The organism is Micromonospora sp. BL1, assembly GCF_003667485.1.
Taxonomy (GTDB): domain Bacteria; phylum Actinomycetota; class Actinomycetes; order Mycobacteriales; family Micromonosporaceae; genus Micromonospora; species Micromonospora tulbaghiae.
The window spans coordinates 22,350-46,195 of record NZ_RCVK01000241.1 but is presented as its reverse complement, the minus strand read 5'-3'; the positions used below and the strand labels follow the sequence as shown (position 1 = coordinate 46,195).

Sequence of the window (23,846 nt, the reverse complement as noted above, 5' to 3'; positions counted from 1 at the left end):
TCATTCGGGGTCGGGCGTGACGACGGGTGGAAGAGAGGCCGGCGGCAGCCGCAGATGCTGCATGCCGCCGTCGACGGCCAGCACGGTTCCGGTGGTGGCGCCGGCGAGCGGGCTGGCCAGGTAGGCGATCGCGGTGGCCACCTCGGTGGCGGTGACCAGCCGTCCGTTGGGTTGCCGGGCGCGCAACGCGGTCAGCGTGGCGTCCGGATCGGCGGCCCCGGCCACCAGGCGGCGCACCCAGGGGCCGTCCACCGTGCCGGGGTTGACGCAGCAGACTCGGATGCCGTCGCGGACATGGTCGGCGGCCATCGCGAGGGTCAGCGCCTGCAGGGCACCCTTGCTCGCGCTGTAGAGCGCGCGGTCGGGCAGCCCGACGTGCGCGGCGACCGAGCAGGTGTTGACCACCGCGGCGTGCCGGGACCGGCGCAGGTGCGGCAGGGCGGCACGGGTCACACGCACCGCGCCGACCACGTTGACGTCCAGGACCCGGTGCCATTCGGCGTCGTCGTTGTCCGCGACGGTGCCGACCGCGCCGATGCCGGCGTTGTTCACCACGATGTCCAGCCCGCCGAACCGGTCGGCGATCCGGCACACCGCCGTACGGACAGCCGCGTCGTCGGCGAGGTCGGCCACGAACGACGGCAGGTCCGGCGCGGCCACCCGGTCGAGGCAGGCGACCCGGGCGCCGCGCTCGGCCAGCAGGCGGGCGGTCTCGGCGCCGATGCCGGAGGCGGCGCCGGTCACCACGGCCGCCAGCCCGTCGAACTCGCGCACTGTCATCGAGCCACGCCCATCCACTGCGGACCGCCGGGGAACGCGTAGCGGGCCAGGGTCTCCGGTCGCATGGTGGCGCTGAAGCCCGGACGGAGCGGCGCCTGGTAGCGGCCGGCACGCACCCGTACCGGATCGACGAAGTGGTCGTGCAGGTGATCCACGTACTCGATGACCCGGTCGCCCATGGCGCCGGAGACCGCGACGTAGTCGAACATCGACAGGTGCTGGACCAGCTCGCACAAGCCCACGCCGCCGGCGTGCGGGCACACCGGGACGCCGTACTTGGCGGCCAGCAGCAGGATGGCGATGTTCTCGTTGACACCGGCCACCCGGGCGGCGTCGAGCTGCAGGTAGGACATCCCGCCGAGCTGCAGCAGCTGCTTGAAGATCACCCGGTTGGCGACGTGCTCGCCGGTGGCGACCGGCACCGGCGCGATCCGGCGGGCGATCTCGGCGTGTCCCACGACGTCGTCCGGGCTTGTCGGCTCCTCCACCCACCAGGGCGAGTACGGGGCGAGGGCGGCAACCCACGTCACCGCGGACTCCACGTCCCAGCGCTGGTTCGCGTCGACGGCGATCCGGAAGTCCGGCCCGCACACCTCCCGGGCGATACGCATCCGGCGCACATCGTCGTCCAGGTCGGCGCCCACCTTCAGCTTGATCTGGGTGAAGCCGTCCCGGACCGCCTCGGCGCACAGCCGGCGCAGCTTGTCGTCGCTGTAGCCGAGCCATCCCGGCGAGGTGGTGTAGGCCGGATATCCCTCGGCCAGCAGCAGGCGCCGGCGTTCGGCGCGCCCGGGCACCTGCCGCCGGAGGATCTCCAGCGCCTCGGCCCGGGTGAGCGCGTCGGTCAGGTAACGGAAGTCGACGAGGTCGACCAGGTCCTCGGGCGACATCGCGGCCAGCATCTGCCACAGCGGCCGGCCGGCCGTCTTGGCCTTGAGGTCCCACAGCGCGTTGACCACCGCGGAGACCGCCATGTGCATGATCCCCTTCTCCGGGCCGAGCCAGCGCAGCTGTGAGTCGTGCACCAGCTCCCGCCAGAACCCGCCGAGGTCGTCGAGCACGTCGTTGACGTTGCGGTCGACGAGGTACGGCGCGAGGGCGTCGATGGCGGCACGCTGGACGTCGTTGCCGCGCCCGATGGTGAACGCGAACCCGTGGCCCTCCAGCCCGTCCGGGGCGTCGGTGCGCAGCACCACGTACGCCGCGGAGTAGTCGGGGTCGGGGTTCATGGCGTCCGAGCCGTCGAGCGCCGTGGAGGTCGGGAACCGGATGTCGTGGGTCTCCAGGGCCCGGAATCGCGGGATCGTCACGCCGCTCCCACCGTCTGCCGCTGCCGGCCGAGCCCGTCGATCTCCAGCTCCACCACGTCACCGGGACGCAGGTAGGGCCGCGGCTCGGGCCGGCCGAGCGCCACCCCGGCGGGTGTGCCCGTGTTGATCAGGTCGCCCGGGTACAGGGTCATGAAGTGACTCAGGTACCGGATGATCTCGGCCACCCCGAAGACCATGTCCTTGGTGTTGCCGTCCTGGCGCAGCGTGCCGTTGACCCATAGCCGCAGGCCGAGCTGCTGCGGGTCGGCGATCTCATCGGCCGTGACGAACCACGGGCCCATCGGGTTGAACGTCTCGCAGGACTTGCCCTTGTCCCATTGACCGCCGCGGTGCAGTTGGAACTCGCGCTCGGACACGTCGTGCGAGACGACGTAGCCGGCGACGCAGGCCATCGCGGCCTCGTGCGACTCCAGGTAGCGCGCCGGGCGGCCGATCACCACGCCGAGCTCGACCTCCCAGTCGGTGCAGCTGCTGCCGCGCGGCACGAGCACCGTGTCGTCCGGGCCCACCACGGTGTCCGGTGCCTTGAGGAACACCACCGGCTCGGCCGGCAGCGCCGCGCCGGTCTCCTCGGCGTGGTCGCGGTAGTTCAGGCCAATGCAGACGATCTTTCCGGGGCGCCGGATCGGCGGGCCGATCCGTGCCCCCGTCGCCGGCCGGGACGCCCGCCCCGCCAACCGCTCGCGCAGACGGCCGATGCCGCCGGCCGCGAAGAACGCCGGATCCAGGTCGTCGACCACATCGGACACATCGACGAGGCCGTCGTCGGCGCCCAGCACGGCGACCCGTTCCTCGCCCGGAGGACCTACGCGGAGAAGCTTCACCACACCACCAAATACATCGGGTGTTTTGCCGTGTCGGCATCGAACATCGGATGTCTAACATCCGCCGATCGCTCGGGCAAGACCTCCGTCCGCCCTTGATGACCTTGCAGGATCGACCTTCGGCGGCTTTAGCTGCCAAAATACTCCGACGTCTTGACATAAAAAAACATCCAATGTTAACTGCGACGTATTGAGGAGGGCTTATGCGTCTACCTGCGGGGAGCCGAACCGTTTCGCGAGCCGTCGCCGTCACCCTGCTCGTCACCCTGTCCGCCTTGCCGGCGGTCGACCGCCCGCAGCCCGCACGGGCCGCGGCCGCCGATCCCAGCCAGGCCCTGTGGTACGACGAGCCCGCGGCCAACTGGGAGAACAACGCCCTGCCGATCGGCAACGGCGCGCTCGGCGCCATGGTCTTCGGCGGCGTTCAGACCGAGCGTCTGCAGCTCAACGAGAAGACGTTGTGGACCGGCGGCCCCGGTGCCGCCGGGTACGACCACGGCAACTGGACGGCGCCCCGGCCGGGCGCCCTGGACGCCGTCCAGGCACAGATAGACCGGGACGGCCGGATGGACCCGAGCGCCGTCTCCGCGGCGCTCGGCCAGCAGCCGACCGCGTTCGGCGCGTACCAGAACCTCGCCGACATGTACCTCGACATGACCGGCACGCCCGCGACGGTGAGCGGCTACCGGCGCGAGCTGGACCTCGCCGATGCGACCGCCCGCGTCGAGTACTCGCACGGCGGTGCGACCTACCGCCGCGAGTACTTCGCCAGCTACCCCGGCAACGTCGTCGTCTCCCGGTTGTCGGCCAGCCAGGCCGGGAGGATCTCATTCGTCCTACGGCCGGTGACCGCCCAGGCCGGCAGCTCCGTCACGGTGGCGAACGGCCGGATCACCATCCGCGGCACGCTCGGCAACGGCCTCATCCACGAGACCCAGTACCGGGTGGTGACGACCGGCGGCACCCGGACCGACGGCTCCGGCCGGGTCACCGTCACGGGCGCCGACTCGGCGCTCGTCGTGCTGTCCGCCGGGACGTCGTACGCCGGCGCCTACCCCTCCTACCGCGGCGCGGACCCGCGGACGAAGGTCACCCAGGCGGTCGACGCGGCCGCGGCCGCCACCCCGGACGCGCTACGCGCCGCACACCTGGCCGACTACCGCCGCCTCTACGACCGGGTGCGGCTGAACGTGGGCGGGCAGATGCCGAACATTCCCACCGACGAACTGCGGTCGGCCTACACCGGCGCGGCCGGCCGGGCCCAGGACCGCGCGCTGGAGTCGCTGTTCTTCTCCTACGGCCGCTACCTGCTCATCGCGTCGTCGCGCGGCGGCTCCCTGCCGGCCAACCTCCAGGGCATCTGGAACAACTCCAACAGCCCGCCCTGGAACGCCGACTACCACACCAACATCAACGTGCAGATGAACTACTGGCCCGCGGAGATCACCAACCTCTCGGAGACCGCGACGCCGCTGTTCGACTTCATCGAGGCGCTGCGCGCCCCCGGCCGGGTCACCGCGCAGCGCAACTACGGCACCACCGGCTGGGTCACCCATCTCGGCACCAACCCGTACGGCTTCACCGGCGTGGAGAGCTACGCCACCGCGTTCTGGTTCCCGGAGGCGGCCGCCTGGCTGTGCCAACACCTCTACGAGCACTACCGGTTCACCGGCGACACCGCGTTCCTGCGCGACCGGGCGTACCCGGCGATGAAGGAGGCGGCCGAGTTCTGGCGCGCCAACCTGCACACCGATCCGCGCGACAACAGGCTTGTCGTCTCACCCAGCTACTCCCCCGAGCAGGGTGACTTCTCGGCCGGCGCGTCGATGAGCGAGCAGATCGTGTGGGAGCTGCTGACCAACGTCGTCGAGGCCAGCACGACGCTCGGTGTGGACACCACCCTGCGCCAGCAGTGGCAGTCGACGCTCGACCGGCTCGACCCCGGCCTGCGGATCGGCTCCTGGGGCCAGTTGCAGGAGTGGAAGACCGACTGGGACGACCGCAACAACCAGCACCGGCACATCTCGCACCTGTACGCCCTGCACCCCGGCCGGCAGATCTCGCCGCTGACCACCCCGGCGTTCGCCGAGGCCGCCAAGGTCTCGCTGAACGCGCGCGGCGACGGCGGCACCGGCTGGAGCAAGGCCTGGAAGATCAATTTCTGGGCCCGGCTGCTGGACGGCGACCGCGCCCACAAGATGCTCAGCGAGCAGCTCAAGGGCAGCACGCTGGCCAACCTGTTCGACACCCACCCGCCGTTCCAGATCGACGGCAACTTCGGTGCCACCTCCGGCATGGCCGAGATGCTGCTGCAGAGCCAGCACGGCGTCGTCGACGTGCTACCCGCCGTGCCGGCCGCTTGGCCGGCCGGCACGGTCACCGGCCTGAAGGCGCGGGGCGACGTCACGGTGGACGCCGAGTGGCGCAACCGGCAGGCCAGCCGGATCACGCTGACCGCCGGCCGCAGCGGCAACCTGACGGTACGCAACCCGATCCTGTCCACCGCCACGCTGATCGACCTGAGCACCGGCCAGGCCGTTCCGGTGACCCGCTCGGGCAACCAGATCACGTTCGCGGCCATCGCCGGCCGCCGCTACCAGGCCGTGTCCACCGGGGTCACCGGCACGATCACCGGGGTCGCCAGCAACCGCTGCGTCGACGTGCCGGGCGCCGCCACGGCCGACGGCACCGCCCTCATCCTGTGGGACTGCTCCGGCGCGGCCAACCAGATCTGGTCCCGCGAGTCCGACACCACGATCCGCAATCGCGGCAAGTGCCTCACCGCCGCGAACGGTGCCGCCACCATCAGCACCTGCGGCACCGCCACCAACCAGCGCTGGACCTACGACACCACCGCACGGACCCTGCGCAACCAGGCCACCGGCACCTGCCTGGACGCCAACGGCGGCGGCACCGCCAACAACACCCGTCTCATTCTCTGGCCGTGCACCACCGCGGCCAACCAGCAGTGGCTGATGTAGGAGACATCTCCTTGGAATCGATCACACGCGCCACCGTCCTGACCCTGACCGCTTCCTTCCTCGTCGCCGTCGCCCCCTCCTCCCCGGCCGCCGCCGAACCCGCCGCGTTCACCGGACTGATCACCGGGGTGGGCAGCGGCCGCTGCGTCGACGTCCCCGGCTCCAGCACCACCGACGGCACCGCCCTGGTCCTGTGGGACTGCTCCGGCGCGGCCAACCAGATCTGGAACCGGATGGCCGACACCACCATCCGCAACCGCGGCAAGTGCCTCACCGCCGCGAACGGCGCCGCCACCATCAGCACCTGCGGCACCGCCACCAACCAGCGCTGGACCTACGACACCACCGCACGGACCCTGCGCAACCAGGCCACCGGCACCTGCCTGGACGCCAACGGCGGCGGCACCGCCAACAACACCCGCCTCATCCTGTGGTCCTGCGGCACCGCCACCAACCAGCAGTGGCGCATCGGCGCGGCCGAATACCAGCCACTGCTCAACGTCGGGTTCGGTGGCTCGTTCACCACCGCCAGCGGGTACACCCCGGCGCCCGGCGAACTGGTCGACGGGCAGCTCACCCGCTTGGCCGGCAACGAGACCGTCGACGGCTCCGCCGTCACGCTCACCGGCGGCGGCACCGGCGTCGGCTTCGCCCCGCGCATCGCGCTGACCAGCGCCAGGTACGTGAACCGGAGCCTGCTGGCCGAGGCGGTCGTGCGCCGCCGGGCCGGGGCCACGATGGCCTTCGACACGGTGCTCAGCCTGGCCGGCGGCGCCTACTACCGATACGCCAACGGGTCGCAGAACACCACCCAGTTCGGCATGTACGGACCGGACGCGCCCTACTACGACACCCGGCAGAACGGGCCGGACCTGTCCGACACACAGAACACCCACGTGGCACTGGCCTACGAGTACGTGAGCGACGCCTCGGCTCGCCTCGAGGCGTACGTGAACGGCTGCCGCGTCGGCACCGCCGTGACCACCCCGGTCGCCGCGGCGAACGCCGCGCAGGGCCTGCTGGCGTTCGGCAACGACGCCGGCACGAGGAACCGGGGCTGGCACGGCACCCTGGACGCGATCGCGCTGGCGACGATGCGCAGCGCGGCCGGCCCCGCAGACTTCCAGCTCGACGCGCCGCTCTGCGGCGGCACCGCCCCGCCGCCGGCGGGCTGTGAGAACAACCCCGGCACCAGCGGACCGGTCACCCCGGCCACCGTCATCCCGGTCGACCGGTGCGACACGCTCGAGCGGATCCGGCAGAAGGCCGCCCACGTCGTGCCGAGCCCCGGCCAGCTCGCCTGGCAGCAGCAGGAACTGACCGCCTTCCTGCACTACGGCATGAACACCTTCACCGGCGTCGAGTGGGGCACCGGCAACGAGGACCCGGCCCTGTTCAACCCGGCCACGGTCAACCCGGCGCAGTGGATGCAGGTGCTCAAGCGCAACGGCTTCAAGGAGGTCATCCTCACCGTCAAGCACCACGACGGCTTCCTGCTCTACCCGTCGCGGTACAGCACCCACTCGGTGCGATCCAGCCCGTGGCGCGACGACATCTTCCGCGCCACCGTCGACGCCGCCCGCGCGGCCGGGCTCGGTGTCGGCTTCTACCTCTCCCCCGCCGACGGCGCGGAGATCCCCGGCCGGCGCGGCGGCGACCGGTTCGGCAACAACAGCGCCCGGCGCTCGGTGACCATCCCGACGCTGGTCGCCGGCGACACCCGCACCCCGGCGCGGACCTTCACCTACCAGGCCGACGACTACAACGCCTACTTCCTCAACCAGCTGTACGAACTGCTCACCGAGTACGGCCCGATGTCCGAGGTCTGGTTCGACGGCGCGAACCCGTACACCGCGTACCCGCAGAACTACCAGGTCGGCGACTGGTACAACCTGATCAGGTCGCTGCAGCCGAACGCCAACATCGCGATCAACGGACCGGATGTGCGCTGGATCGGCTCGGAGTCCGGCGCCTTCCGCGCCGACGAGTGGAGCGCCCTCCCGTTCAAGGGCACCAATCCCGCCGCGCTCAACCGCGACGACGACCTGCTGGGCGGGCCGCAGTCGACCGACCTGGGCTCCAGCGCGCTGATCGGGCGCAACCTCGGCACCATCACCTACCTGTCCTGGTACCCGGCCGAGGCCGACGTGTCGATCCGGCCCGGCTGGTTCTGGAAGTCCGCGCAGAACGGCTCGGTCAAGACGCCCGACGCCCTGGTCCGGCTCTACGAGAACGCGGTGGGCCGCAACGCCAACCTGCTGCTCAACGTGCCGCCCAACCAGGCCGGCGTGCTGGACACGGCAGACGTCGCCTCGCTCGACGCGTTCGGCGCCACGATCCGCGGCCGCTACGGCAGGGAACTGTTCGCCCGGGCCGACGCCACCGGCACCGCCGCCGCCCTGACCGACACGTCGCTGGCCTCGTTCTGGTCGCCGGCGAACAACGCCACCACCGGCTCGGTCGAGCTGACCTCCTGCCGGGCGCGCACCTTCGACCGGGTGCTGGTGCAGGAATCGATCGGCAACGGCCAGCGCATCGAGGGCTTCGCCGTGGACGCCTGGATCAACGGCACCTGGCAGCAGGTCGCCACCGCCGGATCGGTCGGCTACAAGCGGATCGTGCCGCTGTCGTCCGCGGTCTCCAGCGACCGGCTGCGGCTGCGGGTCGCCTCCGCGCGGGGCGTCCCACAGGTCGCCACGCTCACCGCCTACTCCACCGACACCGCCGCCAACCCCTCCTCCTGCTGACCCCGATGGGAGCTCAACACATGCGACTCCGACACCTCGCGGTCACCGGCTCGGTGGGCGCCCTCGCCGCCGCGGTGATCGCCGTGCCCGCCGGTCCGGCCGCGGCCGTACCGGGCGATCTGCAGGTCATCCCCGCTCTCAAGCAATGGACCGCCGGCACCGGCAGCTACACCTTCGGTGCCACCTCCCGAATCGTTGTCGACCCCGCCTGGACCGCCCAGCTGAACGACGACGCGGCGACGTTCGCCGCCGACCTGCGCGACCTGACCGGCCGCACGGTTCCGGTCGTCACCGGCGCCGCCGCGGCCGGCGACATCCGGCTCACCCTCGGCGGCAACCAGCCCGTCGAGGGCTACACGATGACTGTCGGCTCCAGCATCGCCATCCAGGGCTCGACCGACACCGGTGCCTTCTACGGCACCCGCACCGTGCTTCAACTGCTCAAGCAGTCCAGCACCGTGCCGGCCGGCACCACCACCGACAGCCCGGTCAAGCCCGAGCGCGGCCTGATGGTCGACCAGGGCCGCAAGTACTTCACGGTGGATTGGCTCCGTAGGCACATCAAGGAGCTGGCCTACCTGAAGATGAACCGGTTCCACTTCCACCTGTCCGACACCTTCGGTTTCCGGCTGGAGAGCACCACCCATCCCGAGGTCGTCTCCGAGCAGCACTACACCAAGCAGCAGATGCGCGAGCTCATCGCGCTGGCCCGGCAGTACCACATCGAGATCGTCCCCGAGATCGACATGCCCGGGCACATGAACGCGATCCTGGCCGATCACCCGGAACTCCAGCTCACCGACGTGCGGGGCAACCGCGACCCGTACTACCTGGACCTGTCCAAGCCGGGCGCGTACACCCTGGTCCGGGACCTGATGACCGAGTTCCTGCCGCTGTTCCCGGGTCGGTACTGGCACATCGGGGCGGACGAGTACCTCGGCGACTACGCCAGCTTCGACGACTACCCGCAGCTTCTCGAGTACGCCCGCGCCAACTACGGACCGAACGCTGTCGCCCAGGACACCTACTACGGCTTCATCAACTGGGCCAACGACATCGTCCGCGCAGCCGGCAAGACCAGCCGGATGTGGAACGACGGCATCAAGAACAACGGCACCATCCGGCCGGCCTCGAACATCATCGTCGAGGCCTGGTACGGCCTCGGCATCGGCCCGCAGGCGCTGCTCGACCGCGGGCACACCCTCGCCAACGCATCCTGGGACCCGACCTACTACGTGCCCGGCCGCAGCAAGCCGAATCTGACCTGGGCGTACGAGACCTGGCGGCCGGACATGTTCCACGGCGGCGCCACCATCTCCGACCCGTCGCGCAACCTCGGCTCGCTCGTGCACGTGTGGTGCGACAGCCCGGACAGCGAGACCGAGGACCAGATCGCCGCGGGCATCCGCACCATCCTGCGGGTGGTGGCCCAGCAGACGTGGGGCTCGCCCAAGCCGGTCACCTCGTACACCGCGTTCACCACCGTCATGGACCGGGTCGGCCGGGCGCCCGGCGGCCCGGGCGCGGACGGCAACCTGGCGCTCAACCGGCCGGTGACCGCGTCCTCCACCGAGACGGCGAGCTTCCCGGCGACCGCGGCGGTCGACGGCAACCTCGGCACCCGCTGGTCCTCGGCCTGGACCGACCCCACCACGATCCAGGTCGACCTCGGCAGCAGCCAGGAGCTCTCCCGCGTCGTGCTGCACTGGGAGGCGGCCTACGCCCGCTCGTACCAGATCCAGACCTCCGCCAACGGCACCACCTGGACCACCGTGGCGAGCACGACCACCGGCGACGGCGGCAAGGACGAGCTGGCCGTCAGCGGCACCGCCCGCTACGTGCGGATGCAGGGCACCCAGCGCGGCACCAGCTTCGGCTACTCGCTCTGGGAGTTCGAGGTCTTCGGGCCCCGCCGCGGCGTGATCACCGGTCAGGCCAGCGCGCGCTGCATCGACATCCCGGCCAGCAACAGCGCCGACGGCACCGCGGTCAACCTCTGGGACTGCAACAGCGGGGCCAATCAGACCTGGACCCAGCGGGCCAACGGCAACCTGGTCACTCTCGGCAAATGCCTCGAACCGGCCGGCGGCAGCACCGCCGACGGCACCGGCATCGTGATCCGCACCTGCACCGACGCGGCGACCCAACGCTGGACCTACGACGCCGCCAGCAGCAGCTATCGCACCGGCGGTAAGTGCCTCGACGCCAACGCCGCAGCCACCGCCAACGGCACCCGTCTGGTGCTGTGGCCGTGCACCGGCGCCGCGAACCAGCGGTGGACCCTCCCCGCCGCATGATGCATGGAGGAGCAAGGTTGCGTCACGCACAATCCCCACCCGGGCCACGGTCCCGGCGGCGGCCCCTGGCCACCGTGCTGGTCGCCGGCCTGACCGCCGGCGCGCTCGCCACACCGGGCGGCCCGCCGCCGGCCGCGGCGGCGCCACCGTCGGACCCGGCCTACGTCAACGCATCCGGCCAGGTCTTCCCCGGTGTCCAGCCGGGCCCCGCCACGGTGTCGCTGTCCGGCGGCACCTTCACGCTGGCCAACGCGGCACTGTCGGCCACCTGGAACCTCAGCGGCAGCACCGTCTCGCTGACCCGCTTCGACAACCGGGCGGCGAACCGCACGGTGCCGATGAGCCTGCGCGGGCTGTTCACGCTCACGCTGGCCGACGGCACCACCATCACCCCGGCGAACATGACGGTCACGGCCGCTCCGGCGCTCAGTGACCTGCCGGCCGACGCGGCCTCGGCCCGGCTCGCCGAGCGCTACGCCGGCAAGGCCGTCACCACCACCTTCCGGTACGCGTCCGGCGGGCGCACGCTCGAGGTGCAGTGGCAGGTACGGCTGCGCGGCGGCGCCAACTCGGTGCAGCACAGCTTCACCGTGCGGTCGGTGGCCGGCACCTTCGACATCACCTCGCTGCGCCTGGTCCAGCTGAGCCTCGGCGAGGCCCGCGTCATGGGTCAGGACGACGGCAGCCCGGTGGTGCACGGCGCCGCGGGCAGCGAGACGCTGTTCGTCGGCATCGAGAACCCGATGGCGAAGCCCACCGTGAGCGGCAGCGACGTCGACATCGCGGTGGCGCGCGCCGGTGACCTGATCCAGGGCGAGTCGTGGAACTACACGGCGTCCACCGGTGTCGCCCCGGTCGGGCAGCTGCGCCGCTCGTTCCAGTACTACGTGCAGCGGGAGCGGGCCCACGACCGCCGGACGTTCCTGCACTACCAGTCGTGGATGGACCTCAAGCCGCCGGGTCTGGTCATCAACAGCGCGGAGCTGACCCGGGCGGTGAACCTGTTCGGCACGCAGCTGACCAACCGCGGCGCCAAGATCGACAGCTTCTGGGTCGACGACGGCTGGGACTACCTGCGCGCACCGGCGGTCAACGAGTCGAACCTCAACGTCTGGTCGTTCGACCCGACCCAGTTTCCCACCGGTTTCGCACCGCAGCGGGCCGCCGCCGCGCAGTACGGCGCGTCGATGTCGGTGTGGATGTCACCGTTCGGCGGGTACGGCCAAAGTGCCAGCACCCGTACCGCGCTCAACGCCAGCAAGCCGGCCGCCCAGCAGTACGAGACGCACGGCGGCGGCCAGTTCAAGCTGGGCGGCCCGAAGTACTACGAGCGGTTCCGGGCGGTCGCCTTCGACATGATGGACAACCACGGCGTCCGCGGCTTCAAGTTCGACGGCATCGGCGGCGGCCTCTACCAGCGGGGCCCGAACGCCGGCTACATCGCCGACTACGAGGCGCTGCTCAAGCTGACCGGCGACCTGCGGGCGCACCAGAAGGAGGTGTTCGTCAACGCCACCGTCGGCACGTGGGGCTCGCCCTACTGGCTGTGGTTCGTCGACTCGATCTGGCGCGACGGCGACGACGCGTACCTCATCGGCGCGGGCACTCCGCAGCAGCGATACGTCAACTACCGCGACTCCGAGACCTACCGCAACATCGCCGCGCAGAACCCGCTGTTCCCGGTGCCCAGCGTCATGAACCACGGCATCATCTTCTCCGACCGCACGCCGCAGTTCACCGCGGACCACGACCTGACCAAGCCCAGCGTGCAGGCTCAGGTCTCGCAGGACATCCGGGCGTACTTCGCGCTCGGGCTGAGCCTCCAGGAGCTGTACGTGCGCAACACGCTCGTCGACGCGGGCCGGCCGGGCGCGGCCTGGTTCTGGGACACCGTCGCGGCCAACGCCAGGTGGGCGCGCGCCAACCAGGGGCTGCTGAGCGACGTCCGCTGGGTCGGCGGTGACCCGGCCTCGGGCGCCGTCTACGGCACGACCGCCTGGAACTCCGCGACGGGCGTGTCGAAGGGCATGCTGATGCTGCGCAACCCGTCGGCGTCGGCGCAGACGTTCACGGTGAACCCGCAGACGCTGTTCGAGCTGCCCGGCGGGGTGTGGCAGCGATACCGGTTCACCGAGCGGGACGGGCTGCGCCCCGGCTTCGTGGTCGGCCCGGCCGGACCGATGACCGTCACCCTCCAGCCATTCGAGGTGGCCGTCTTCGAGGCGGCGCCGACCGACGAGCCGCTCGGCGGCACCCCGGTGCTGTCGCGGGCCGGCTGGACAGCGAGCGCCGACAGCGTCGAGACGACCGGGGAGAACGGCGACGCCGCCAACGCCATCGACGGCGACCCGGCCACGATCTGGCACACCCGGTACGTCGGCGGGATCGCCGGCATGCCGCACCAGATCACGCTCGACACCAGGCGCAACCACCGGATCGACCGGCTGGACTACCTGCCCCGCCAGGACGGCGGGACCAACGGCATCATCGCCGACTACCAGATCCAGACCAGCGCCGACGGCGTCACCTGGACCCAGGTGGCCGCCGGCACGTTCGGTGCGGGCAGCGCCCTGAAGTCGGTCTCGTTCACACCCACCACGGCCCGCTACGTCCGCCTGTGGACCACCCGAGCCACCAACGGCGCCGGGTACGCCTCGGCCGCCGAGATCAACCTGTACGGCTCGGTAGCCTGACCGATTCGGCCGTCCCGGGGCAGCACCGCCCCGGGGCGGCCGGCTCGTGCTGCAATGGCGAAAGGATCCACCACGCTGTGCGCGTAGCCCTTCTCATCACCTGCGTCAACGATCTGTTGTATCCGCAGACCGGACGCGCCGTCGTCACCGTGCTGGAACGCCTCGGCGTTCACGTGGACTTCCCGCAGGCACAGACCTGCTGCGGGCAGATGCAGGCCAACTCCGGTTACCGGGCAGAGGCCCTGCCCCTCGTACGAGGATTCGTCGACACCTTCGCCGCGTACGACGCGATCGTCGCCCCGTCCGGCTCGTGCGTGGCGATGGTCCGCGATTCCTATCCGGCGCTGGACCCGGCCGCCGCCGAGATCGGCGCACGCACCTATGAGCTCTCGGAGTTCCTCATCGACATCCTCGGCGTCACCGACGTGGGCGCACGCTTTCCCGCCCGCGTCGCCTACCACCCCACCTGTCACGGGCTCCGCATGCTCCGGCTGGGCGACCGGCCGGAGCGCCTGCTGCGCGCGGTGCGCGACCTCGAGCTGGCCGGGCTGCCCGGCGCGGACGAATGCTGCGGCTTCGGCGGCACGTTCGCGCTGAAGAACAGCGGCGTCTCGGGAGCCATGCTCACCGACAAGTGCGCGGCGGTCCGCGTTACCGGCGCGACGGTCCTCGCGGCGGCCGACAACTCCTGCCTCGCCCACATCGGCGGCGGCCTGTCCCGCAGCGGCGCACCCGTGCGAGCCCTGCACTACGCGGAAATCCTGGCGGCGGCGTGACCAGGAGACGGAGTCAGGCTCGCCCGGCGGCGCCGCTGGCCGAGGGCACGGCGTTTCCGGAGGCGGCCGCGGAGCGGCTGCGCGACACGCAACTGCGGGCCAACCTGCGCCGCGCCACCCACACCATCCGCGACAAGCGGGCCGCCGTGGTCGGCGAGGTCGAGGACTGGGAGGCGCTGCGTGACACCGCAGCTGCGATCAAGGCGGACGTCCTGTCCCGCCTGCCCGAACTGCTCACCCGGTTCGAGGTGGCGGCGACCGCGGCCGGCGCGACGGTGCACTGGGCGCGCGACGCCGCCGAGGCCAACACCGTGGTGACCGCGCTGGTCCGGGACACCGGCGCCGACCAGGTGGTGAAGGTCAAGTCGATGCTCACCCAGGAGATCGGGCTGAACGAGGCCCTCGCGGCGTCCGGCATCGAGGCGACCGAGACGGACTTGGCCGAACTCATCGTGCAGCTGGCCGACGACCGGCCGTCGCACATCCTGGTGCCCGCCATCCACTACAACCGCACGCAGATCCGGGACATCTTCCGCGCCCGCATGCCCGGTGCGTCGGCCGAGCTCGGCGACGACCCGGCCGACCTCGCCGAGGCCGCCCGGCTGCACCTGCGCCACCGCTTCCGTACGGCGAAGGTGGGCATCTGCGGCGCGAACTTCGCCGTCGCCGAGACCGGCAGCCTCGTGGTGGTCGAGTCCGAGGGCAACGGCCGCATGTGCCTGACCCTCCCGGAGACGCTGATCGCCGTGGTGGGCATCGAGAAACTGGTGCCGTGCCAGGCCGACCTCGGCACGTTCCTGCGCCTGCTGCCCCGCTCCTCCACCGGCGAGCGGATGAACCCGTACACGTCGATCTGGACCGGAGTGACCCCGGGCGACGGCCCGCGGGCGGTCCACGTCGTCCTGGTGGACAACGGCCGCACCGCCGCCCTCGCCGACCCGGTGGGCCGCCAGGCGCTGCGCTGCATCCGCTGCTCGGCCTGCCTCAACGTCTGCCCGGTGTACGAGCGCGTCGGCGGCCACGCGTACGGCAGCGTGTACCCCGGCCCGATCGGCGCCATCCTGTCACCGCAGCTGACCGGCGTCGCCGTCAACGACACCGCGCGCAGCCTGCCGTTCGCCTCGACGCTCTGCGGTGCCTGCTACGACGTCTGCCCCGTGAAGATCGACATTCCGCGGGTGCTGGTCCATCTGCGGCAGGCCGTGGTGGACAGCCGCCGTACCCGGCCGTCGGGCGAGCGCGCCGCGATGCGCGCCGCGTCCTGGGTGATGCGCCACCGTAGACGGTACGCGGCGGCACTGCGCGCCGCCCGTCGTGGCGCCGGGCTGATGCCCGGCGACCGGATCAAGCGCCTGCCGTGGCCGGCCTCGGCCTGGACGACCATCCGCGACGCGCCGAAGCCGGCCGCCGAGACCTTCCGAGAGTGGTGGATCCGTGAACGCTCGTGACGAGATCCTGGCCCGGGCCCGGCAAGCCGCGGCAACCGGCCCGACACACACGCCGGGCGACACGATGCCGTACATACCGCGCCCGGGAGATGCCGACCGGTTCGCCGAACGGCTGGCCGACTACGGGGCGCTCGTCACGAGGTGCGCGCCCGAGGGGCTGTCCCGGTCGGTCGCCGCGGCGCTCGCCGGCGTACCGGCGGTCATCGTGCCGGACGACGCTCCCCGCGGGTGGCTCGCCCACTACGACGGACGCGTGGTGACCGATGTGGACGCCGCGGACGCGGTGCTGACCGGCTGCGCGGCGGCTGTGGCGGAGACCGGCACGGTGATCCTCGACGCCGGGCCTGCCCAGGGTCCGCGAGTGCTGAGCCTGATTCCGGACCACCACATCTGCATCGTCCGCGCGTCGCAGATCCACGCCGACGTGCCGGACGCCGTGGCGGCGCTACGCCCCACCGCCCCACAGACCTGGATCTCCGGGCCGTCCGCCACCAGCGACATCGAACTCGACCGGGTGGAAGGCGTGCACGGTCCTCGGCGGCTGCACGTGATCCTGGTGCGCTGAGCCGCACCCGGCGGTCCGGGAGCGCGCACCGCGACTTCCGGGAACCGCCGGGCGCGGCCCGGCCCGGCTCAGCCGGCGCTCAGTCTCCAGTGCTGGCTGAGGTCGCCGTTGTCGGTCTGCTGCACGATCAACGCGCCGTCCCCGGTCGCGCTGCCGGACACGCCGAGCACCTTGCCGGTCGACACGTTCACCAGCTTGACGAAGTCGCCGGTCACCGTGACGAGGTGCCACTGCTGGTTGGCGCCGCCGTTGCTCGCCCACTGGATGATGCGGGTGCCGTCGGCGGCCACGTTGCCCTCCACGTCGACGAGCAGCGCCGAGTTGACGTTGGTGATCGTGGTGACACCGCCGGCCGCGCCGGCCATCTGCCACTTCTGGTTGGCGCCGCCGTTGCCCGCCCACTGCACCAGCTGCACGCCGGGTTCGGAGGACAGCGCCGGCACGTCCAGCACCTTGCCGCTGCGCCGGTTCGTCAGCGTGAAGGTGGACGCCCCGGCCTGGCCGCTGAGGGTGGCCTCGAAGGTGATCGGCGCGGCCTGCGTCTGGTGCAGGTCGAAGACCACGATCTCGTTGGCACCGGCCCGCAGCCAGGGTGCGGGACAGTAGAGCCGGTGCTGCGGGCCGATCTTCCAGTAGCGGCCGAGGTTACGGCCGTTGACCCAGACGACGCCCTTGGTCCAGCGCGACATGTCGACGTACGTGTCACCGGTCTGGGTGAGGTTCACCGTGGCCTTGAAGAAGATGCCGGGCCGGGACGGGTTGCTGATCACCGGGCGCAGGCCGGCCACGTACGCCTCGTCGACCGGCAGTGAGAAGGTCTGCCACCCGGTCAGCGTGGTGCCGCCCAGCGACACCGAGTTCGTGATGCCCTTGCGGTCGACCACGTACCGGCCGAAGTTGTTGCGGCCCATGCCCTCGACCAGGATGTCCAGCGTCGGAGCGGCGACGGCCGAGCTCTGCAGGGGCAGCGCCGCGTTGCCGAGCACGATGCCCAGCGGTCCGGTGTAGGTGGACGCGACGTTCTGCCGCGAGATGCCGCCCTGGTAGACGCCGTTGAGGAACACGGTGGCGTAGTCGCGCACCGAGTTGACGGTGAGGTCCGCGCGGGCGTAGCCGGGCAGGGTGCGCCGGTAGAGGATGAAGCCGAAGCTCTGCCCGTACATCTCCATCGGCTGCGGGTTGACCGCGGACGGCAGCGCGGCGGGCAGGTTGTCCCAGATCGACGCGTGCGGGGTGGGCTGGATGCCGGTCCGCACGATGGTGGGGATCGGCGCCGGCACGGCCGGCGGGGTGGTGCCGAGCGACGACGAGATGATCTTGCGGTACGCCGAGTACATGCGACCCGGCCCGCCCTGCTCGGTGATCGGCGCGCCGTAGTCGTAGCTGGTGATGTCGGCCTGGTAGCCGCTGCCGTCGTCGTTCGCGTTGGCCCCGGCGAAGTAACCGAAGTTGGTGCCGCCGTGCAGCATGTAGAAGTTGAACGACAACCGGCCGGACATCAGCCCGCGCAGCTCGGTGGAGATGTCGGTGGTCGCCCCGGCGAAGGTGCCGTCGCCCCAGTGCGTCAGCCATCCCGGGTACAGCTCGCCGGAGAAGGCCGGCACCGCCGGGAAGGACTGCCGTGCGGCCGCGATGGCGGCCGCGTCACCGCGGCTGAGCCCGATCGCCCCGCCGGTGACGACCGAGCGGGCGGCCTGCACCTGCGCCAGCGGGTCCTGGGTGTAGAACGGGCCGGTGATGCCGGCCCGCAGCCACAGCTGCCGCAGCTCCTCGAGGTAGACGGTGTCGTTGCCGAAGAAGCCGTACTCGTTCTCCACCTGCACCATCAGGATCGGCCCGCCGTTGGCGACCATCAGCGGACGCACCTGCGCGGCCAGGGCGTTGACGTACCGGGTGACCGCGGCCATGTAGTTCGGGTCGGACGCGGTCCGTACCCGCAGCTTGATGTTCGGGTGGCGCATCAGGTACGCCGGGATGCCGCCGGCGTCCCATTCGGCGCACACGTACGGGCCGGGCCGCAGCAGCACGTACATGCCCTCTTCCTGGCACAGCCGGATGAAGGCGGCGATGTTGCGGCGATCGGTGCTGAAGTCGAAGACGCCCTCGCGCGGCTCGACGTCGTTCCACATGATGTAGACGCCGATCGCGTTCAGGCCCATCGCCTTGGCCATCTGGATCCGGTGCCGCCAGTACTCCACCGGAATCCGGCACGGGTGCATCTCGCCGCTGCGGATCTGGAAGGGCTGGCCGTCCAGCAGGAAGTTGCTGCCGTCGGCGGAGAAGCCGAAGGTCTGCGGTGCGGCGGCGTGCGCGGGACCGCCCGACCCCAATGCGGCCGCGAACGGGGTGAGCGTGCTGACTGCGAGCAGTGTGCGTCGGCGCATGAGGCTCCCTTAGCTCGGTGCGACTACGCCGATCGTGCCAGCTCATGCTCGAAGCTGTAAATATTTACATCTAAAGTTGCTTATCTTTTCATGAAAGCGGTCAGTGCATCGGAAAGTCTCGATGCAGAAGGTGGCTCACCAGCCGGCCAAGACGGAGGTGGCGACCGCCAGGCCGCCCGTCAGGACCAGCAGGCCGCCCGCGGCCAGTAGAACCGCGTCGCCCGGCCGCCCCAGTCCGCCGGGCTGCCGGACGACCCGGTAGCGGCGGCGGGCCAGGACGGCCACCGCGACGGCCACCGGCGCGCAGGCCAGCACGCATCCCGCCGCGAAGGGATGGCGGGGCACCAGCTCCCGGCCGGCCAGCACCAGCACGGTGGCCGTCGCGAGAGCGGTGCGCAGCCACGCGAGCAGCGTGCGTTCGGCCTGCGCGCCGGGGTCGGGCGGCCGGCGTGGCTCCATCAGATCAGCACCGCCAGGCTGATCATCACGCCGGACACGATCACCGCCGCCGCCGACACCACCACGACGGGGGTGGACGGCAACGGCGCTCGCATCCGCAGGGCGCGCTCGTTGCGGATCCAGCGGGGAAACGCCTCGGCGGCCACCAGGACCGCCAGCAGTGCCAGCACCGCGGCGGCCCACTGTGCGCCGTCGCGGCCGAACGCCTTCACCGCGACAGCGGCCACCATGAGACCCAGGGACGTACGCAACCAGGCGAGGAAGGTGCGTTCGTTGGCCAGGGTGAACCGCGGGTCCGGCTCGTCGCCCGTCCCGTAGACCCGGCGCGGCCAGCGACGGTCGTCAGGCGGCCGGGGTCCATGGGGCGTCACCGCACTCCTCCTGCACACGGGCGAGCTCGCGGGTGAGCGACGCCCGGATCGCCGCATACGCCGGATCGTCGTAGACGCTGCGCATCTCCCACGGGTCGGCCCGCAGGTCGAACAGCTCCCACTCGGGCGGCTGGGGCGTCGCGGACGTGCCGGGCAGGCCGAGCCCGTCGGCGTAGTAGAAGACGAGCTTGTGGTCGTGGGTGCGCACCCCGTAGTGCGCCCACACGTGGTGCTCGTTGTCGTCGTGCTCCCAGTAGCGGTAGTACACCGACTGCCGCCAGTCGTCCACGTCGTCGCCACGCAGCAGGGGCCGCAGCGAACGGCCCTGCATCCGCGGGTCGGCCGGCACCCCGGCGTAGTCGAGGAACGTCTGGGCGAAGTCGACGTTCATGGCGAGGGCGTTCGTCGTCGTACCGGCCGGGATCTCCGCCGGGTAGCGGATGAGGAACGGCATCCGCAGCGACTCCTCGTACATGAAGCGCTTGTCGTACCACCCGTGGTCGCCCAGGAAGAAGCCCTGGTCGGAGGTGTAGACGACGATGGTGTCGTCGGTCAGCCCGTGCTCGTCGAGGTAGTCGAGCAGGCGGCCCACGTTGTCGTCCACACTCGCCACGCAGCGCAGGTAGTCCTTGATGTAGCGCTGGTAGGTCCAGAGCGCCGCCTCGTCGGGGTCGAGGTCCGGCGGCAGCAGTTCCTTGACGTCGTCGGCGGTCAGGTCCCGGTCGATGCGCATCCGGGCGGCCCGCGCGGCGGCGGCGTGCCCGGAATGGTCGTCGTCGAAGGTGGCCGGGACGATCACGTCGTCGACGTACATGTCGCGGTGCTTGTCATCGGGTTCCCAGTTGCGGTGCGGGGCCTTGTGGTGCACGAGCAGGCAGAACGGCCGCGACCGGTCGCGCTGGTCGAGCCAGTCGACGGCCAGGTCGGTGATGATGTTCGTGCAGTAGCCGGGCCGGACCCGCTCCACGCCGTCGGCGCCGTAGAAGACCGGATCGCGGTAGCGGCCCTGGCCGGGCACGACCTCCCAGTAGTCGAAACCGCGGGGGTCGTGCTCCGGCCCGTGCCCGAGATGCCACTTGCCGACCAGGGCGGTCTGGTAGCCGGCCCGGCGCAGCAGCTCGGGGAAGACGAGCTGACGGTTGTCGAACTCGGTCGACAGCGTCTGCACGCCGTTCACATGGTTGTAGGTGCCGGTGAGGATGGTTGCCCGGCTCGGTGCGCACAGCGAGTTGGTGCAGAAGCAGTTGTCCAACAGGGCGCCGCCGGCCGCGATGCGGTCGATGTGCGGTGTCTCGTTGATCTTGCTGCCATAGGCGCCAACCGCATGCGCGGCATGGTCGTCGGCCATGATGAAGACGATGTTGGGCCGCACGGCCTTCCTTTCTTGCCTGGAGTCGCTCAACCTCAGGCGGCGTAGGCGGCCGCGTCGTAGTAGCTGGCCGGGTCGGTGGCCTCGGGCAGCTTGCCGAGGTCCTTGAACAGGCCGTTGAGACCGCTGAGCCAGCCGTTCACGGTGCCGTCCTTCGACCTGGCGGCGAGTTCGGAGGAGGGCAGGAACCGGGCGTTGGTGGCCTCGGCGCGCAGTTGGTCGGCGGGCGCCGACCTGAGGAACTTCGTGGTCACCTCAACCGCGGCGTCGAGGTTGGTGGCCCGCTCGTCGTTGGCGGCCTTGAGGACCGCGAGCACCTTCTTCACGAGCTCCGGCTTGCCGCTCACGACCTGATTGCGTCCCACGTACGCGGACGGGAAGCTGACCTTCGGGTAGAAGTCCTCGTTCTTGGACAGCTCGGCGAGATCCGGCACCCGCTTCTTGATCGTGCCGATGAGCGGGTACCAGATGCCCGCCGCGTCGATCTGCCCGGAGCCGAACGCGGTGACCACCGTGCTGGCGTCCATGGCGACCTTCTGGATGTCGTCGATGGTGAGCCCGGCCTGCTGCAGGGCCAGCCGCACGATCATGTCGCCGGAGGTGCCCTCCGGTACGCCGACCCTCTTGCCCTTGAGCGCGGCGACCGAGGTGATACCCGGCTGGGCGATGACCCGGTCGGCGAAGCCGAGCGAGTTGATCGCGATGACCCGCGCCTTGCCGGAGGCGGGCAGCCACATCGCGCCGGGGCCGACGTAGCCGAAGTCGAGGTCGCCGGCGCCCAGCGCCTGCACCTGCAGCGGCCCGTTGGTGAAGACCTTGAGCTCGGGCTTGAGGCCGTGCTGCGCCCACAGGCCCTTGTCCTCGGCGATGGCCATGAGGCTGGCGCCGGTGAAGTCGGCGATGTAGCCGAGCTTGACCGGCTCGGTGGCGGAACCGGAGCCGCCGGTTCCGGACGGCTCCTCGTCGCCGCAGGCGGCGAGGGCGGCGGTGGCGCCGATGCCGGCGAGGCCGGCGAGAACGGAACGACGGGACAAAGGACTCATCGGACGGAACCTTCCTGTACGGGCTGGTGATACACGGCGCGCCAGACCCGGTTGCGGATCCGGGTGAACTCCGGGGAGAGACGGACGGCTTCGGTGCGCGGGTACGGCAGGTCGACGTCGATGACCTCCTGCACCCGGCCGGGCCGGGCGGCCATGACGACGACCCGGTTGGCGAGGTAGACGGCCTCGTCCACGTCGTGGGTGATGAACATGACGGTGCGCTGCTCGGAGCCCCAGGTCGCCAGCAGCTGGTCCTGCATCTGCACGCGAGTGAGGGCGTCGAGCGCGCCGAACGGCTCGTCCATGAGCAGCACCTGCGGGTCGACGGCATACGCCCGGGCGATCGCGCAGCGCTGCCGCATGCCGCCGGACAGCATCCGCGGCAGCACGTCGGCGAAGTCGGTCAGGCCCACCAGGTCGATGAAGTGCTGCGCCCGCCTGCGCCGCTCGGCCCGGCCGACCTTGGCGATACGCAGGCCGAACTCGACGTTGTCCCGGACGGTCAGCCAGGGGAACAGCGCGTACTGCTGGAAGATGACGCCGCGTTCCGGGCTGGGCCCGCGCACCGGACGGTTGTCGACGAGCACCTCACCGCCGGTGGGCTCGACGAGGCCGGCCGCAATGTTCATGAGCGTCGACTTGCCGCAGCCGGAGGGCCCGACCACGGTGACGAACTCGCGGTCGGCGATGTCCAGGTCGACGCTCTGCAGCGCCTGGAAGGGCTTGCCGCCGACGTCGAAGGTGCGGCTGGTGGAGCGGAAGGAGATCTTCTCGGTCATCGGCGTTCCTGCCATCCGGTGAGGCGCTTCTCGGCCGCGAGCAGGAGCCGGTCCATGATCAGGCCGAGTACGCCGATGGTGATCAGTCCGACGAAGATGCTGGGCAGGTCGTAGTAGATCTGGGCCTGCTGCATCCGGTAGCCGAGCCCCTCCTGCGCGGCGATCAGCTCGGCGGCCACCAGGGTGGCCCACGCCGCGCCGAGGCCGACACGCATGCCGACCAGGATGAACGGGGTGGAGGCGGGCACGACCACCCGGCGGAACACCACGGCGTCGCCGGCACCCAGCACCCGGGCCGCGTTGATCGTGGTCTTGTCGACGCTCACCACGCCCTGGAACGTCGACACGACGCAGGACAGGAACGCGGCCAGGAAGATGACGAAGACCTTGGGGGTCTCTCCGATGCCCATCAGCAGGATGGCGAGCGGGATGACGGCCAGCGGCGGGATGGTGCGGAAGAACTGCACGTAGGGCTCGATGAGGCCGCGCGCGGTGCGGTACCAGCCCATGAGGAAGCCGACCGGGACGGCGAGCGCGGTCCCCAGCGCGAAGCCGATGAACACCCGCCGGAGGCTGGCCAGGGCGTCGTCGAGCAGCGTGCCGTCCATGGCCAGTTCGCCGGCGCGGACGGCGACCTCCTGGGGGCCGGGCAGTCCGGACACGCCGGCCCGGGCCAGGCCGGCCCAGATGCCGAGGCCGAGCGCCACGGCGAGCACGTTCCAGACCGGCAAGGGCAGGACGCGGCGCGACGGCGAGGCCGCGCGGGTGGTTCCCGGCGCGCGCGGCCGCGACGGACGGACATCTGTCGGCACGGTGGTCCTCCGTAGCCAGGTCGGGGAGCGGGGCTGGACGAATCTTGGGCGTCATCGCGAATCTTGTCAACCCTTCGGACTAAATAAGTCGAGCTGGTCGCGAGGTAGGACGTCTCATCTTTGGCGGCAGTGTAGCCGCAGATTTTTGTTCAACCCATTTACGTTAATGAGCGGCGCCGCCATACTC

General features: G+C 71.0%; 17 protein-coding genes. 7 read left to right on the top strand and 10 right to left on the bottom strand.

All coding sequences use genetic code 11. The annotated features are described in order from the left end of the window. The 3 genes from EAD96_RS15985 to EAD96_RS15975 are packed head-to-tail and all read right to left on the bottom strand — an operon-like array spanning window position 1 to window position 2,935. Window positions 1-780 carry an SDR family NAD(P)-dependent oxidoreductase gene (locus EAD96_RS15985; RefSeq protein ID WP_233585823.1) on the bottom strand — a complete coding sequence of 260 codons (780 nt, stop codon included), beginning with the start codon at window positions 778-780 and terminating at the stop codon, window positions 1-3. Further along, window positions 777-2,090, bottom strand: a complete 1,314-nt coding sequence (locus EAD96_RS15980; protein WP_233585821.1) for an enolase C-terminal domain-like protein — start codon at window positions 2,088-2,090, stop codon at window positions 777-779. The genes EAD96_RS15985 and EAD96_RS15980 overlap by 4 nt, the downstream gene beginning before the upstream one ends. Then, on the bottom strand, window positions 2,087-2,935 hold the full coding sequence (locus tag EAD96_RS15975; protein ID WP_121684916.1) for a fumarylacetoacetate hydrolase family protein: 849 nt from the start codon (window positions 2,933-2,935) through the stop codon (window positions 2,087-2,089). Before EAD96_RS15975 ends, EAD96_RS15980 begins: the two co-directional genes overlap by 4 nt. Before the next feature lie 275 nt (window positions 2,936-3,210). Here EAD96_RS15975 and EAD96_RS15970 point away from each other — a divergent pair, with 275 nt between their 5' ends. From EAD96_RS15970 to EAD96_RS15940, 7 genes are all read left to right on the top strand, one after another. Beyond that, window positions 3,211-5,916, top strand: coding sequence for a glycoside hydrolase N-terminal domain-containing protein (locus EAD96_RS15970; RefSeq protein WP_233585819.1), 2,706 nt, complete (start codon window positions 3,211-3,213; stop codon window positions 5,914-5,916). An 11-nt stretch (window positions 5,917-5,927) separates the two neighbouring features. Further along, window positions 5,928-8,663: an alpha-L-fucosidase gene (locus tag EAD96_RS15965; RefSeq protein WP_158614797.1), complete on the top strand. Its 2,736-nt coding sequence runs from the start codon at window positions 5,928-5,930 to the stop codon at window positions 8,661-8,663. A 20-nt stretch (window positions 8,664-8,683) separates the two neighbouring features. Then, window positions 8,684-10,960 (top strand): family 20 glycosylhydrolase, encoded by a 2,277-nt coding sequence (locus tag EAD96_RS15960; protein WP_121684856.1) that lies wholly within the window; start codon window positions 8,684-8,686, stop codon window positions 10,958-10,960. 17 nt (window positions 10,961-10,977) lie between these two features. Then, window positions 10,978-13,653, top strand: coding sequence for a discoidin domain-containing protein (locus tag EAD96_RS15955; protein WP_147457888.1), 2,676 nt, complete (start codon window positions 10,978-10,980; stop codon window positions 13,651-13,653). Window positions 13,654-13,730: 77 nt separating this feature from the next. Next, window positions 13,731-14,429 carry a (Fe-S)-binding protein gene (locus EAD96_RS15950; RefSeq protein WP_158614796.1) on the top strand — a complete coding sequence of 233 codons (699 nt, stop codon included), beginning with the start codon at window positions 13,731-13,733 and terminating at the stop codon, window positions 14,427-14,429. Continuing rightward, window positions 14,426-15,877 (top strand): lactate utilization protein B, encoded by a 1,452-nt coding sequence (locus EAD96_RS15945; protein WP_158614795.1) that lies wholly within the window; start codon window positions 14,426-14,428, stop codon window positions 15,875-15,877. The genes EAD96_RS15950 and EAD96_RS15945 overlap by 4 nt, the downstream gene beginning before the upstream one ends. Beyond that, window positions 15,864-16,442: an LUD domain-containing protein gene (locus EAD96_RS15940; RefSeq protein ID WP_233585818.1), complete on the top strand. Its 579-nt coding sequence runs from the start codon at window positions 15,864-15,866 to the stop codon at window positions 16,440-16,442. Before EAD96_RS15945 ends, EAD96_RS15940 begins: the two co-directional genes overlap by 14 nt. A 68-nt stretch (window positions 16,443-16,510) precedes the next feature. On the opposite strand, the gene EAD96_RS15935 is transcribed toward EAD96_RS15940, so the two are convergent. The 7 genes from EAD96_RS15935 to EAD96_RS15905 form a co-directional block, all read right to left on the bottom strand. After that, window positions 16,511-18,826 carry a beta-galactosidase gene (locus EAD96_RS15935; RefSeq protein ID WP_158614794.1) on the bottom strand — a complete coding sequence of 772 codons (2,316 nt, stop codon included), beginning with the start codon at window positions 18,824-18,826 and terminating at the stop codon, window positions 16,511-16,513. A 135-nt stretch (window positions 18,827-18,961) separates the two neighbouring features. Then, entirely contained in the window at window positions 18,962-19,285 is a 324-nt protein-coding gene (locus tag EAD96_RS15930) for a DUF202 domain-containing protein (RefSeq protein ID WP_121684852.1), read from the bottom strand. Further along, window positions 19,285-19,656, bottom strand: a complete 372-nt coding sequence (locus EAD96_RS15925; RefSeq protein ID WP_199733189.1) for a YidH family protein — start codon at window positions 19,654-19,656, stop codon at window positions 19,285-19,287. The genes EAD96_RS15930 and EAD96_RS15925 overlap by 1 nt, the downstream gene beginning before the upstream one ends. Continuing rightward, entirely contained in the window at window positions 19,628-21,028 is a 1,401-nt protein-coding gene (locus EAD96_RS15920) for a sulfatase (RefSeq protein ID WP_255498987.1), read from the bottom strand. The genes EAD96_RS15925 and EAD96_RS15920 overlap by 29 nt, the downstream gene beginning before the upstream one ends. Window positions 21,029-21,060: 32 nt before the next feature. Continuing rightward, window positions 21,061-22,068 carry an aliphatic sulfonate ABC transporter substrate-binding protein gene (locus EAD96_RS15915; protein ID WP_121684851.1) on the bottom strand — a complete coding sequence of 336 codons (1,008 nt, stop codon included), beginning with the start codon at window positions 22,066-22,068 and terminating at the stop codon, window positions 21,061-21,063. Further along, on the bottom strand, window positions 22,065-22,847 hold the full coding sequence (locus EAD96_RS15910; RefSeq protein ID WP_121684850.1) for an ABC transporter ATP-binding protein: 783 nt from the start codon (window positions 22,845-22,847) through the stop codon (window positions 22,065-22,067). Before EAD96_RS15910 ends, EAD96_RS15915 begins: the two co-directional genes overlap by 4 nt. Next, window positions 22,844-23,578: an ABC transporter permease gene (locus tag EAD96_RS15905; RefSeq protein WP_199733188.1), complete on the bottom strand. Its 735-nt coding sequence runs from the start codon at window positions 23,576-23,578 to the stop codon at window positions 22,844-22,846. Before EAD96_RS15905 ends, EAD96_RS15910 begins: the two co-directional genes overlap by 4 nt. Between the last annotated feature and the right edge of the window lie 268 nt (window positions 23,579-23,846).